Source organism: Merdimonas faecis (assembly GCF_001754075.1).
Taxonomy (GTDB): Bacteria; Bacillota; Clostridia; order Lachnospirales; family Lachnospiraceae; genus Merdimonas; species Merdimonas faecis.
In genome coordinates this window covers 38,428-51,007 of the sequence record NZ_MIEH01000018.1, presented here as the reverse complement: position 1 = coordinate 51,007, position 12,580 = coordinate 38,428, and the positions used below count along the sequence as shown (strand labels likewise).

The window sequence follows — 12,580 nt, the reverse complement described above, 5'->3', positions numbered from 1 at the left end:
TTTGGTTCGCCCTTGGAAGTCCATTCTCTGCCATTCCTTTCTGCCGCAATCCCACCGCCTGCGGCTCTCTGTAAGGGGAATCTGACAAATACTCACTCTTCTTCAATGGTTTTGAAATATTTACAGATACTTTACCACTATTATATGCAGACGTCAATACTTTTTTTACAATTTACTCCCACTGACTGTCTCCATACAGATCCCGTTTTAACCGTTCCTGTACCTCCTGATAGGTAATGTCTCTGTAATCTGCCGGAAATCCTGTCATTTCGCCACATGCATCTCCTGTCAGATACGCCTTTGTCACCCGGGTGCTGTATATCCTGTCTTCATAAGCTTCCTGGTTCTCATCAAAATTTTTTATATCTTCATCAGTTCCTCTTCTTGCTTCCAGTTCTGAGCTTCCCTGCTCCAGAAAATTATTGTATGACCGGATATAAGTCTGCATCCGGTAAAGTTCCGTACGACATTCGTACAATTCCTCTGTCTCCGGCATCCGTTCCACTCTTCGGCTCTGCACAAGTCCATGTCCTTCTTCTTCGATCCAATAGTGCCATGTCACCCGGTTGCCCTGTTTTCGGTCATGTTCCTGCAGCTTTGTATATCTTTCTATAATTTCTCTCCCCTGATCATAAAGCTGCAGATCCTCTTCCTTAATCCCATAGGTTTCCAGGACGCTGTTTATCGTATATTCATCCAGCCAAAGATACTGAAGTTCTATTTCTATATGTACAACTCCATTCTCTCTTGATCTTTCTTTTACCTGGCAGTCGATAAGGCCTGCTTCGTCTTCGCGGGACAACATACCGTTACATAATCTCTGATCTGCCGTCAGCGCACCGTAGCGGATCCCATCCGGCGCCGTTTCATCCAGCAGGATCCTTTCATCCAGATCTCTGTAATCCTTGCGTTCCTCATCATATCCGTAGTAAGTATCATACATATAGTCTTTTCCGTCTTCCACAGTATAAAACACAATATCTGCCGAAAAATCCGAATAACTGTCTTCTTCCCGGACCATTTGTTTTCCTTCGTCTATAGTCAGGATTGTATTAAGAGAGTATGATTCCTCTCCCATTGCTGTTTTGGCCGTATCTTCCGTCCTGATCTCTCTCAGCGCATTTTCATTAAACTGATCGATCCCGTCCTCGATCATTGCCAGCAGCTCTGTCTCTTCCTGATCCAGAAGTTCCGCCGCCGGACGGATGTCTTCCTCGGAGTATACCGGAAGCTGCTCCGCCTCCAATGATAATTCCATTACCTTTTCTTTCTTCTCAGCCTCCGGAAGTACATACTGAAAGACAGCCCATGTGCCAATGAGAAGAACAGCCACTCCTCCTGCTGCCGTTGCTGCCAGCCGGCGCGGCATCCGCTGCCGGCCTCTTTGCGTCTGCTTCCAGGCCTCCTGATAATCCCGTTTTGGAATCTGCTTCAGATCATACAGCATGGCCCCCGCATGGGGATACCTCTCTTCTTGACTGTTCGAAGAAGCTTTCGTGATTACCCTTTCAAAAGCATCCTGACTCTTTTCCTCTTTCTCATTCAGAAATGTCTTCAAAAAACATCCCAAGTCATAAACGTCTTTTGCCGGATCATCCCATGCATCTCCGGTCCATGTGGTTTCTCGTAGAAACGGTGCCATGCCAAAATCCGACAGTAAGAAATGTCCCTTCTGGTCTGCCAGGATGTATTCCGGTCCGATCATCCCATGAGAGATTCCCCGGTGGCGGGCCGTTTCAAGCCCTTCTCCAAGTTCCAGCGCAATCTGCCAGACCTCTCCTTTCCGGATGGGATGTTCCTTCTGGTATTCATGGAACGATTGATATTTCTTCATCCGTATCCGCAGGTCATACCCCTCGTCTCCAAGCTTTTCTGTCTGATACGCTTCATATTCCGCGATCCCTGTCTGACCCTTCAGTGTCGTGAGCAGATACGCTGCCCGGACTGCATCCTTTAGCAGATATCCGGGAACATGCACCACCTTCATCACTCTTTTCTCTCGCTTTCGTCCCTTCATTCTGCGGATTTCACAGATTGTAACACACCGGTCTTCCCGGATAACGCGTTCCACTGTCCAGCAGCCAAATACTTTTGCGCCGCTCACATATTTCATTAAACCTCTTCCTCTCTTCTTTTTACCAGAACTCCCAGTCTCCCCAGTAACCCTTTTCTTCTTCCACGGACTGTATCGTACTGACATTGGCTTTTTCCACAGAGCTTAACACATCCGGAAATTCCTCCGGCTCATATGTGGGACTGTACCAGTTTGTAAAAGAAAAGACTGCCCGCAAGAATGGATCGTCAAACTTGCGTCCATGCAGCGCGAACACTTCGTTTCGCATGATATAGAGATCCGTCTGAGTCATATCCGCCAGATCTGAGGCATTGATGGCTCCTGCACTGTCCATACCGTAATAGGAATAATCTGGCTGAGGTTCCGTATTGTAAAAATATTTCTGGAAAGTGCTGACATTCATCTCTTCATCCTTGATGGTCAGGATGTAAGCCTCGGCCCCCTCCAGATAGTCGCTCCGGTTTGCAAAAAAGATCATCCTGGTATCATCCTCCAGCACCACATTTGCCTTTTCCCCGCTGACATTCATCTCTACCGAATATCCGATACCTGCCGCCTGGAGAAAATACTCCGTCTCATCCAGCGTGGACGGATTCCCGTCGTCTGTGGACAGGATATCCATAACCCCGGGTTTCCCATCCTGGATCGTATCATAGCAGACATCCGCATAGGCAAGCGCTGCGTCGATATCCTCATCATACAGGGATCTGTCCCCGATGCTGACTTCAAAAAAATCTACGGAATCTCCCGCCACCAGGAATACATACCGGTAGGTCTCCTGCTGATAAGAGTCCGGGCTGTAGCCGGTGCCGCTGTAGCTCACCAGGATGCCCTCGTCGTCCTCATCTGTCTCCCACTCTCCATCCGGATATATGGCCGGGAACAATTCTTCAAAGGCCTCTGTTTCCACTTCCCCGTTGTCAAAATAAGATTCCTGTACTGCTGCCAGAGCTTCCTCCTCCGTGAGAGCCTCCTGATCCATCGTCGTGCCGGAATCGTCCATGGCATAGGCCGGATTCGGTGCGGAAGCCCCTCCGGAAGACGGATAACTGTAGTCATAGGAAGAGCTGCTGCCGCTGTCCTGTGCGTCGCTGATGAGCATTCCGGCCAGCATACCGCAAACTCCTGATATCACCAGCATTCCGGCCAGCATACCGACAAAAGGCCCTGTCTTGGTCACTCCACCCTTTTTCTGCAGGATGATGCCGCCGTTTTCCCCGGCCTGCTCCGCTTCTTTCATCACTTTCTGGCAATAACCGTAATAGATCCTGTTCGCAAAAAGACCGGAAATGACAGCAATCACGGCTCCCAGCAAAAAGGCATAAACGGAATAGACAATTGTAACTGCCGAAGCATTCACGATATTAGCGATCAGAAACGCCCCGGCCAGCATTAAAAGCGCCTGCCCTCCCCAGATGACCGCACCCTCCCGGTACAGTTTCCGGTACACAGCCCAGTATGCCGGGACAAGGAATGCGGGCACATGGAAACCTGCCCGTTTCCCGTCCCTTAGCTTTGCAAATTCTCTCTGATAATAGCCTGCATTCTTCTGGACAAAAGCCTCTGTCTGATCCGGAGCGGGCTGGCCGTATCCTGTCTGTTGACCGTACCCTGTCTGCTGGCCATATCCCGTCTGCTGGCTATACCCTGTCTGCTGGCCGTATCCCGTCTGCTGGCTATATCCCGTCTGCTGGCTATACCCTGTCTGCTGGCTGTATCCTGTCTGCTGACTATCGTCTGATCCTGCATATGCCGTCTGAGGGAGCGCTGCCAGAAATTCACTTTTAAATTCAATCATCGACTGCTGCCGCAGATTCATACGATAAGAAAGGCCTTTCATGATCACCTGCTCCAGCCGCGGCGATACGTAAGCTCCCAGGGCCGACGGCGGCTTTAGCTGATCCATATCCATCCGGTCCATGGCAGGGATGGGCACCTGCCCGGTCAGGGCAAAGTACATGCTGGCACACAGGGAGTAGATGTCGGACCAGGGGCCGAAATTCCCCCTGGTCTGGTACTGTTCAATCGGCGCAAAGCCCTGCTTGAGAACCACGGAAAGGCTCTTGCTCTGTTCACCGATCACCTGTCTGGCCGCTCCAAAGTCCAGAAGCTTGGTTACCTGATCCTTCATCACAAAAATATTGTCCGGTGATATATCTCGGTGCAGGATCCCGGCACTGTGCACCACTGTCAGGGCGTCTGCGATCGGCAGGAACAAGGAAACCATTTCTTCCTGGCTGATCCTTCCCCCATGGGATGCCACATATTTCTTAAGATCCATTCCCTCCAGATATTCCATCACAAAATAAGCAGTGTTGTTCTCGTAGAAAAATTCATAGACGGATACAATATTGGGATTGCCGTTAAACCGGGACACTGTTTTTGCTTCTTCAAAGAATTTCTCCGCACCTTTCTGGAACAGATTTTCCTTCTCCCCGCTGTATACTGTCAGCGTATTCTGTCCCGGCTGTCTCGCCGCCAGGCCGTCCGGCAGATACTCCTTGATGGCCACCTTCCTGTTTCCGGGAATGTCGAACCCAAGATAGGTGATCCCAAATCCGCCCCTGCCCAGTGTTTTTCCGATCAGATATTTTCCCGCCAGGATCTCTCCCACCGCAAGCGAGCCGGGATCTACAGAATAATTTTCCTTTCCCAGGCCGCATGAAGAGCAGAACTGGTCACTCTCCTGCATATCGGAAAAACAATATTCACAGAGATTCTTCCCATTTACCTGCTGCATCGTTCTTCCTCCTAACGTACTTCAAATACATTCGCCTGACTTCCTGCATAAAATCGTTCTCCCGGGCGCAGGGCCGCCGGCTGTCCGCTGGGGATTCGCATGCCGTTCATCAGATATGTCCCATAGGTAGACCCCAGATCATTAATAATAAACATTCCGGTCTGGGGATTAAAGTTCACCTGGCAGTGATGCCTGGATATTCCCGGTGCTGATGCCGACAGTGCAATCTGACACGCTACGCTGTCCCTGCCGATCATGGTTCCCCCCGGCAGCAGCTGCACCGATCTGCCGGCAAACTCTCCGCTAATCCCGACAATACACCTGCCGGTCCCCGGCGAAGCCATAGACGGCGGTGCAGGACTGCCTGCTCCCTGAGAGCTGTATCTGGTATTCCCGGCCGGCGCCGCACACAACACCAGTGTGGATGCAATCTTATCATGAAGCGCCTGATGATTCTCCGTAAATGCTGCCATCAGATAACCGATCCCTAAGATCAGAGAAGAGACAAACTTCCCAAGATACCTGAGAGTCGCTGTTCCATAAGATATCGGATCTCCATTCATGTCCGTAACGATTAGTCCCATAGCTCTTTTCCCCAGCGTTGCCTGCCAGGTTCCTCCTTCCATCAAAATAAAATATAATGCTCCCAGAAGCCATCCAAAAATCAGATAAAAATAATATCCGAAAAATACTGCCAGGATCCCTCCTGCAAGACCTATGATGACCCCGTCTATCAGATAGGCGAGGAGCCGTTTCCCGAATCCAGCATAATTCATCCTTCTTCCCTCCTTTTCAGAGCCAGCATACCAGAACCGAATAGTTATCCCGTTCCACCGCCGGCCGCAGCAGCAGCCGCTTTACCATATATTCCATCCATTCCTTTGCCGTTCTTGACTTCACCAGGTCTATCTCCATCTCTGTTTCATAGACATACTCCCAGAACCCGTCCGAGCAGAGTAAAAAGGCATCTCCCGGCTCAATCTCCACCGGTTCGTCGAGACGGCCGATCCTGATCTTCTCCGCATCGCCCAGCACTTTCAGCAGCTTGTTCCGGTCTTCATGGAACCGGATATCCTCTGTCCGTATTTCTCCCATGCTGACCTCTATCTGCGGGATCGAGTGATCTTTGCTCCTTGTATAGATACAGCCGTTCTTCAGATAATAGCACCGGGTATCTCCCGCATGAAAGTACCAGAATCTGCCATTTTCAACGAATGCGGCCGCCACTGTCGTCCGCATATCCGGACACTCTTCCTGACGTTCCCGCACTGCCTGATCCGCCCCTTCAAGAAGCGCAAGAAGGCTTTCTTCTGAACAACATTCTATTTCCTGAAAATGTTCCATGATGTAATCCACTGCAGCGTGTGACGCCACTTCTCCCTTATCATGGCCACCCAGGCCGTCTGCCACCACGAAGCAGGCTCTCCCGTCCTGCGCGCCGTATCCGCAGGCGTCCTCATTATGGTCTCTGGTTCCGGCATCCGTAAATACTGCAACCTGTATCTCTGCCATCTATCTCACCTCAAAACGATTGTCTTCTCCGCCTAGATAAAAGGCGTCTCCCAAGCGGAGCAGCCTCTTTTGTCCCGGCTCCACTTTTGTGCCATTTGCCAGAAACGTCCCATAAGTAGATCCCAGATCACTGAGCACGATCCCTTCTTCGGCAGGAGATATCTTACAATGTTTTGCGCTCACACCTTTGGTCTCCACCGGGAATACGATGTCACACCGGGAACCGTCCCTTCCGATGGTCTGTTCCCTGCCCGCCGGATAACTCTTCCCTGCCAGGGGGCTGGCTGATCCCGCCACGATAACAAACCGGGCATCCGGCGCCGGAGGTGCCTGCTTCTGCACCGGATCGGCGGGAGGCGTCGGAATGGTCTCCGGCCATGGACCAGGCGACGGTGTCGGTGGGGCTGCGGATACCGATGCGGCCTTCGCTTCTCCCGTCTTTGCCCTGCTGCTCCTGACCGCCACGATCACGACCACCAGCACTACAACCAGAAGAGCAGCGCCCCCGATCACAAAATACAAGACAGGGATCTGCTCTCCCGCCAGCACATAGGGTACTTCATCCTGGCTTACATCCCGGATCAGCTCATCAATCGCTACCGCATATCTGGCCTCATCGTTCAGCATAAAGGTATTCACTCCTACTACTTCTCCTTCGGAATTGACCAGCGGTCCTCCGGAGTTGCCCTGGCTGATCTGGATATCCAGAAGATAGCAGTCTCTTCCGCTGACCCGGACCTGCTTCGAAATCCCGCCCCGGGTAATGGAGATATCCGTTGTGTCAAATTTAACAAAATCCGATGCCATAGAGGTCGCCGGATAGCCCAGAGCCGCAAACTCATCATCCATATCCACGTCCTCCATGGGGCAGAGTACCAGCGCTTCTCTTTCCGTCGTCTCCTCCGGCAGCTTCAGGATCGCAAGATCCGCCGTCTGATCGCACCAGTAGACCTCTGCCATCATGGAACGGTTAGCCGCCGCCGAAAAATATACGGTCAGCGAACAGGGAATATAGTTTCCGTCCTCGTCTGTGGGCTCTGCCACATGGGCATTGGTCACAATGTACTGGATCGGCTCTCCTGGTTCACCCACCGCAAATCCTGTCCCCCAGCCGATCAGATTGCCGTAGGCATCCCCGACTCCAATGCATACAACACTGTCTTTTGCTTCTGTAGGCGAGGCGGCTTTCGCCGTTTCGCTCCACAGAAGTGTCCCGACCGCCAGGAAAAGCGCCGTTATCAATGCAAACAATTTTTTTATGTTTTTCCTCATTTTTCTTCCTCCCTCTCCTCTGTTTCTGGTGCAGAGGGCTCCTCCCACTGGTATTCCACCGCAAGAAGAGTCATATTGTCCTGTCCCGGCATCTGCTTTGCCTCAGCGTCTCCGATCAGATGCTCGCACATCTTCTGCGGTGACTCGCCCTCTCTCTTCAGCAGCTCCTGTTCCGTCAAAGCCCGATAGACCCCGTCCGACATCAGGAGAAAGCGGTCCCGGTTCTGCAGCGGCAATCCCCGGACACTGCACTCATAAGTCGTCATTCCGGGGCATCCCATGTAGGAAGCCAGTGCAGATCCCTGTGCGTCTCCGAATGCCTGTTCCAGTGTCGTTCCATCTCTCTCTATATATCTTCCAAGCAGCTGGTTTTTGTAGTCATGGTCTTCATTCATCTGGTACAGCTTTCCGCGCCTCAGAAGATACAGCCTGCTGTCTCCGGCAGAACACCAGAACGCCCGGTCATTAAGGACCGCCAGGAATATCAGCGTTGCTCCGGCACCGGGCTTTCCGTCCCTGCTGTACGCCTCACAGATCTCACGGTTTGTATCTTTTATGAATGTTTCCATCTGCGGCCAGGCCGGCTGCTCTATATCCCATTCCTCAAAAAAGGAAAGGGCCCTTGCGGTCACATACTCGCTGACTTTCCTGCCGTCGGTCAGTCCTCCCATGCCGTCGGAAAGGACGGCGCAGATGCCTTTGCTGTCTATGATCTCCTGACTGCTCAGGTCAGAAAAACCAAAGGAATCCTCCTGCCCTCCCCGGTCTCCGATATGCTGTGCATTGCCGATCCTGACCTTCGCCCCCATACCGGTAAATGATACGGTAATGCCGGACTCCTCCGGAAATTCTTCTGTCTTTCCGATTGCAGCCTGTACGGCCTGCTGTTCTTTTTTCTTTTTCTTCTTTTTCCAGAACATCTCTCATCACTCCCAGCGGAAGGTGTCATTGCAGAATGGGCGGAACATCAGCTTTGTCTCTCCCATTTCTATCACATCGTTTTCCTTTAGCTCCATTGGTGCCAGCAGCATTTCGTCATTCAGATACACGTTGTTTTTCTGATGCTCTCCGATCTGTATGTAAAATTTATTGTTCTTATCGTTGTAGGATATGATCACATTATCCACTGCCGATACACTATCGTCAAAATCAATACAGATATCATTCGAGCCGGCCCTTCCCAGAAAATTCCTCTGTCCATGGATCCGGAAATCTTTTCCCTTTTTCTTTCCCTCAATACACACCAGCCAACCCACGACGGCCGATACGCCTTCTTCGTTGATTTCCAGCGCCTTCGTCACATTCTGATAAGGTTCCGTCACTCCGACACCTCCAGGTGCCGGCATCTGCCCCTGCACGGGCATTGTCCTTGGGAACCCTCCGTTCACTCCCCCATTCTGCGGGCCTCCTCCTGTCCCGTCTGTCTCCTGTACTCCTAAAGGCACCGTTACGCCGATGGTCTGGCTACCCGTACAGTAAGGACATCTTGCGTGCCTGCTGTTGTCATAACTATGCCCGTTCGGGCATTGAACTACTGCCATAACCTTCTTCCTCCTATTCCTTTTTCCATTGCTGTATAAAAGATTTCGTAAATTTAATATCAGTGTATTATATTCTATTGTTTTTGCGTTCCCAAACTTTTTGGGATTCATCCGGCAGCGATGCATGCTATAATAAATGATAATGGATATGAGGTGGGAACATGATTAATCTGATCTATATCATAATATTGGCTTTTTTTATCTTTCTGGTATATATTTCCGGGAAAAACAACCGGACAAATCTGTGGTGTGTCTGCGCAGGTCTGCTCCTGTCTCTCGGTATCCTGAAGGAATTATTTTACTATAACATAGTTCCATATCTGCAGGCACAGGATCTGATTTCCGCCCGTGCCGCTGATGATATCTATTCTGTGATGACCTGGATGCTGTATGACTTTGCCATGGCCGCCTGCGTAGTGTTTGCCATGAATTTTGCCGGACTGCCGCAGCATCGCCCCCGTGTCTATTACGGATTTCAGATTGGTTCTGCCTTTTGCATTCTTCTGCTGTCTTTACGATTTCCCCCGCTGGAATTCCGCATCCATCAGACAGAAGATCCCTCTTTTTGGTATTTTCTAAGCACCTACAATCTGATACTGGGAGCAGTCTCTACGTTCCTGTTCATTGGCGCTATCCTAAAGGAACAGGATCATACTGCTAAAAAGCAAAAGATCCTTGTTTCCATTATCATCCTTCCACCGTTGATGTATTGGCTGGCTACAATCTTCATTGTCCATCCGCTGATGCTCACAAGATACTTCAAGCTTTGGCAGGGAAATGTATTGATCCTGTTTATCTGCGTAATTCTTTACCTGTATATTGCAAGCAAAGAGGGGCTTATGGGTCTAAAGCTGAATATTGAAAATTTCACCTGGGATTCCGGGAATGAATTTGTCAACAGAAACGCTGAACTGACTGTACATATGTTAAAGAATTATACTGTAAAGCTGAATTGGTGTATTTCAAATCTGAAACAGCATGTTTTAAAAGACAGCGGTGATCTTCCTCCGGAGTTTGAGATTATGGAACGTTCTTTGCTTGGTATCCAGAACTACTGTGACAGGGTTAAAAAATACTCCCAGCAGCTCACACTTGTAGAGTCCTGGGTCTCCCCCGATTCTCTATATCCCTTTTACTCTTCCGATTCAGTCCTGGACGGAAACACCCTGACCTGTCACCTGAACCAGGAAATACTGCTGTACTGCGACCCTTTGCTTCTGCATGAAATCTTTCATAATTTAATCGCAAATGCTGTAGACGCTCTTCGCATTTCCGGAAACAAAGGGGAGATCTATATTACCGACTATATCGACAGCAGAAGGAAAAAATATCTGATCACGATCTGCGACACAGGAATCGGTATGGAGAAAGAACACCTCCGGCACATTTTTGAGCCCTATTATACGACCAAGGCCACAGAAACCAATTTCGGTCTGGGGCTTCCTTACTGTATGAAAATCATGGAAAAACACGCCGGATCTATAGAAGTGAAAAGTACTCCCCATGCCGGGAGCAGTTTCACTCTTTCTTTTCCTGCAAAAAGAATCCGGAAGAGGGAGGCTGTATCTGATGAAAATCTGTAATAAAATACGTATTTTATTGATTGAGAATGATATTGATTTTGTATATCTGATCCGGAATACCATTGAACACACAGAGGATATCCACTTCTGCACCTACGCAGAAACAGCTCTGGCCGGTCTGGAACTGGCACGGTCCCTAAATCCGGATATCGTGCTGACCGATCTCAACCTCTCCGGAAACCAGCTGGACGGAATCGGCGTTTCCAGAAAAATCCGGCTTTCCACCAATGCAAAGGTACTTCTTCTGACATCCTTTGAGGAACCGTCGATCGTCATTTCCGCCAGTAAGGAGTCTTTTGCATCCGGGTATATCTTTAAAAGCCAGTGCCGGAATCTCTGTGAGATCATCCGTGAAACCGCAGCGGGAACCACCGTTCAGGAACGTTTTATCCAGGAACTGATTCTTCAGGAGCTTTCCAGCGCCGAAAGGACTGTTTTTGATATGATGCTTGGAAGAGATGTGGAGATACTGTCATCAGAAAAAACGATCGCTAATCAAAAAACAGCAATCTTTAAAAAGCTGAGACTGAAAAATCAACACGAGCTCCTCCATATTTTCCAGCCGTGAGTTCAGATATGTCAATTGGGGACGGGGGATTTTCAGAAATCCCCCGTCCCCAATTGACATATAAAAAGAACCGGAACATATTTGTCCCGGTTCCTCTGGTTTACTCTATCTTTTAAACTTAAGCAAGCTTTGCCTTTGCAGCCTCTGCCAGTGCGGTAAAGCCTTCTTTATCATTAACAGCCATCTCAGCCAGCATTTTTCTGTTCATGTCTACATTAGCCAGCTTCAGGCCGTGCATGAACTTGCTGTAGGACAGACCGTTCATTCTTGCAGCCGCATTGATACGTGCGATCCACAGCTGACGCATCTGACGCTTGCGCTGTTTTCTTCCTGCGTAGGAAGAAGCCAGTGCTCTCATGACAGACTGCTTAGCTACTCTGTACTGTTTGGAGCGTGCTCCTCTATATCCTTTTGCCAGTTTTAAAGTTCTGTTATGTTTCTTCTTTGCGTTTAATCCGCCTTTAATTCTTGCCATCTCTTATTTTCCTCCTTCTATCCTCACTGATATCTTACAGATACGGTAATACCTTTTTCATGTTCTTTACATTTGTTGCATCTGTAACTGTAGGTTTCCTAAGATTTCTTTTTCTCTTGGTAGATTTCTTAGTTAAGATATGGCTCTTGTAAGCTTTATTTCTAACTAACTTTCCTGTACCTGTCTTTTTGAAGCGCTTTGCAGCTGCTCTATTTGTTTTGATTTTTGGCATAATAAGCTCCTCCTTAAAATGAAATGTATTTTTAACGTTTTTCAGTTAAAACCATGCTCATGTTCCTGCCTTCCAGCTTCGGTGCCTTTTCAACGACCGCCATGTCTTCCAGCATTTTTGCAAAATCGTCCAGGATATGTCTGCTCTGCTGTACATGGGCCATTTCACGTCCGCGGAAACGCAGTGTGACTTTTACCTTATTGCCTTTGCTGATAAATTTCTTTGCATTGTTGACCTTGGTGTTCAGGTCATTGGTGTCGATATTCGGTGAAAGGCGCACTTCTTTGATCTCCACCGTTTTCTGTTTCTTTCTCGCCTCTTTTTCTTTTCTTGCAAGTTCATACTTATATTTTCCATAATCGATGATCTTGCATACCGGAGGCTGTGCCTTCGGGGCGATCTTCACCAAGTCCAGTTCCGCTTCCTGTGCAATCTTCATAGCTTCCCTGGGCGACATAATCCCTATCTGTTCTCCGTTTTCTCCAATTACCCGGACCTCTTTGTCACGGATCTGCCCGTTGATCATTAACTCGCTAATTGTCCTGTACCTCCATCACAAAAAAATAAGTGAACAGTTCGAGAC

Annotated in this window: 12 protein-coding genes; 2 read left to right on the top strand and 10 right to left on the bottom strand. The window is 49.2% G+C overall.

The genetic code is table 11. The features are described from left to right. Nucleotides 1–172 precede the first annotated feature (172 nt). From BKD12_RS08880 to BKD12_RS08850, 7 genes are read right to left on the bottom strand one after another with little or no spacing between them, the layout of a single operon-like run. Nucleotides 173–2,113, bottom strand: coding sequence for a serine/threonine-protein kinase (locus tag BKD12_RS08880; protein ID WP_070088970.1), 1,941 nt, complete (start codon nt 2,111–2,113; stop codon nt 173–175). 22 nt (nt 2,114–2,135) lie between these two features. After that, the gene (locus tag BKD12_RS08875; protein WP_070088969.1) at nt 2,136–4,814 is read right to left on the bottom strand and encodes a protein kinase domain-containing protein; all 2,679 of its coding nucleotides are present in this window, start codon (nt 4,812–4,814) and stop codon (nt 2,136–2,138) included. A gap of 11 nt (nt 4,815–4,825) precedes the next feature. Next, the gene (locus BKD12_RS16940; RefSeq protein ID WP_070088968.1) at nt 4,826–5,590 is read right to left on the bottom strand and encodes an RDD family protein; all 765 of its coding nucleotides are present in this window, start codon (nt 5,588–5,590) and stop codon (nt 4,826–4,828) included. 16 nt (nt 5,591–5,606) lie between these two features. After that, on the bottom strand, nt 5,607–6,326 hold the full coding sequence (locus BKD12_RS08865) for a PP2C family protein-serine/threonine phosphatase (RefSeq protein WP_070088967.1): 720 nt from the start codon (nt 6,324–6,326) through the stop codon (nt 5,607–5,609). Then, entirely contained in the window at nt 6,327–7,598 is a 1,272-nt protein-coding gene (locus BKD12_RS08860) for a trypsin-like peptidase domain-containing protein (RefSeq protein ID WP_070088966.1), read from the bottom strand. Further along, nucleotides 7,595–8,518: a PP2C family protein-serine/threonine phosphatase gene (locus BKD12_RS08855; RefSeq protein WP_070088965.1), complete on the bottom strand. Its 924-nt coding sequence runs from the start codon at nt 8,516–8,518 to the stop codon at nt 7,595–7,597. The genes BKD12_RS08860 and BKD12_RS08855 overlap by 4 nt, the downstream gene beginning before the upstream one ends. 6 nt (nt 8,519–8,524) lie before the next feature. Further along, complete coding sequence (locus BKD12_RS08850) at nt 8,525–9,139, bottom strand: FHA domain-containing protein (protein ID WP_070088964.1); 615 nt, start codon at nt 9,137–9,139, stop codon at nt 8,525–8,527. A 161-nt stretch (nt 9,140–9,300) separates the two neighbouring features. Here BKD12_RS08850 and BKD12_RS08845 point away from each other — a divergent pair, with 161 nt between their 5' ends. Then, nucleotides 9,301–10,722, top strand: a complete 1,422-nt coding sequence (locus BKD12_RS08845; protein WP_070088963.1) for a sensor histidine kinase — start codon at nt 9,301–9,303, stop codon at nt 10,720–10,722. Further along, complete coding sequence (locus BKD12_RS08840; RefSeq protein WP_070088962.1) at nt 10,709–11,290, top strand: response regulator transcription factor; 582 nt, start codon at nt 10,709–10,711, stop codon at nt 11,288–11,290. Before BKD12_RS08845 ends, BKD12_RS08840 begins: the two co-directional genes overlap by 14 nt. A 118-nt stretch (nt 11,291–11,408) precedes the next feature. Here BKD12_RS08840 and rplT read toward each other — a convergent pair whose 3' ends face one another. The 3 genes from rplT to infC are packed head-to-tail and all read right to left on the bottom strand — an operon-like array spanning nt 11,409 to nt 12,523. Next, the gene (rplT, locus tag BKD12_RS08835; RefSeq protein WP_070088961.1) at nt 11,409–11,765 is read right to left on the bottom strand and encodes a 50S ribosomal protein L20; all 357 of its coding nucleotides are present in this window, start codon (nt 11,763–11,765) and stop codon (nt 11,409–11,411) included. Between the two features lie 34 nt (nt 11,766–11,799). Beyond that, nucleotides 11,800–11,997, bottom strand: a complete 198-nt coding sequence (gene rpmI, locus BKD12_RS08830; protein ID WP_006441630.1) for a 50S ribosomal protein L35 — start codon at nt 11,995–11,997, stop codon at nt 11,800–11,802. Nucleotides 11,998–12,028: 31 nt separating this feature from the next. Next, on the bottom strand, nt 12,029–12,523 hold the full coding sequence (gene infC, locus BKD12_RS08825) for a translation initiation factor IF-3 (protein ID WP_070088960.1): 495 nt from the start codon (nt 12,521–12,523) through the stop codon (nt 12,029–12,031). Nucleotides 12,524–12,580: the final 57 nt, after the last annotated feature.

What these genes read in the sequence shown, in the direction of transcription:
- BKD12_RS08880 (WP_070088970.1), bottom strand. Translation starts at nt 2,113, where the DNA reads ATGAAATATGTGAGCGGCGCAAAAGTATTTGGCTGCTGGACAGTGGAA.
- BKD12_RS08875 (WP_070088969.1), bottom strand. Translation starts at nt 4,814, where the DNA reads ATGCAGCAGGTAAATGGGAAGAATCTCTGTGAATATTGTTTTTCCGAT.
- BKD12_RS16940 (WP_070088968.1), bottom strand. Translation starts at nt 5,590, where the DNA reads ATGAATTATGCTGGATTCGGGAAACGGCTCCTCGCCTATCTGATAGAC.
- BKD12_RS08865 (WP_070088967.1), bottom strand. Translation starts at nt 6,326, where the DNA reads ATGGCAGAGATACAGGTTGCAGTATTTACGGATGCCGGAACCAGAGAC.
- BKD12_RS08860 (WP_070088966.1), bottom strand. Translation starts at nt 7,598, where the DNA reads ATGAGGAAAAACATAAAAAAATTGTTTGCATTGATAACGGCGCTTTTC.
- BKD12_RS08855 (WP_070088965.1), bottom strand. Translation starts at nt 8,518, where the DNA reads ATGTTCTGGAAAAAGAAGAAAAAGAAAAAAGAACAGCAGGCCGTACAG.
- BKD12_RS08850 (WP_070088964.1), bottom strand. Translation starts at nt 9,139, where the DNA reads ATGGCAGTAGTTCAATGCCCGAACGGGCATAGTTATGACAACAGCAGG.
- BKD12_RS08845 (WP_070088963.1), top strand. Translation starts at nt 9,301, where the DNA reads ATGATTAATCTGATCTATATCATAATATTGGCTTTTTTTATCTTTCTG.
- BKD12_RS08840 (WP_070088962.1), top strand. Translation starts at nt 10,709, where the DNA reads ATGAAAATCTGTAATAAAATACGTATTTTATTGATTGAGAATGATATT.
- rplT (WP_070088961.1), bottom strand. Translation starts at nt 11,765, where the DNA reads ATGGCAAGAATTAAAGGCGGATTAAACGCAAAGAAGAAACATAACAGA.
- rpmI (WP_006441630.1), bottom strand. Translation starts at nt 11,997, where the DNA reads ATGCCAAAAATCAAAACAAATAGAGCAGCTGCAAAGCGCTTCAAAAAG.
- infC (WP_070088960.1), bottom strand. Translation starts at nt 12,523, where the DNA reads ATGATCAACGGGCAGATCCGTGACAAAGAGGTCCGGGTAATTGGAGAA.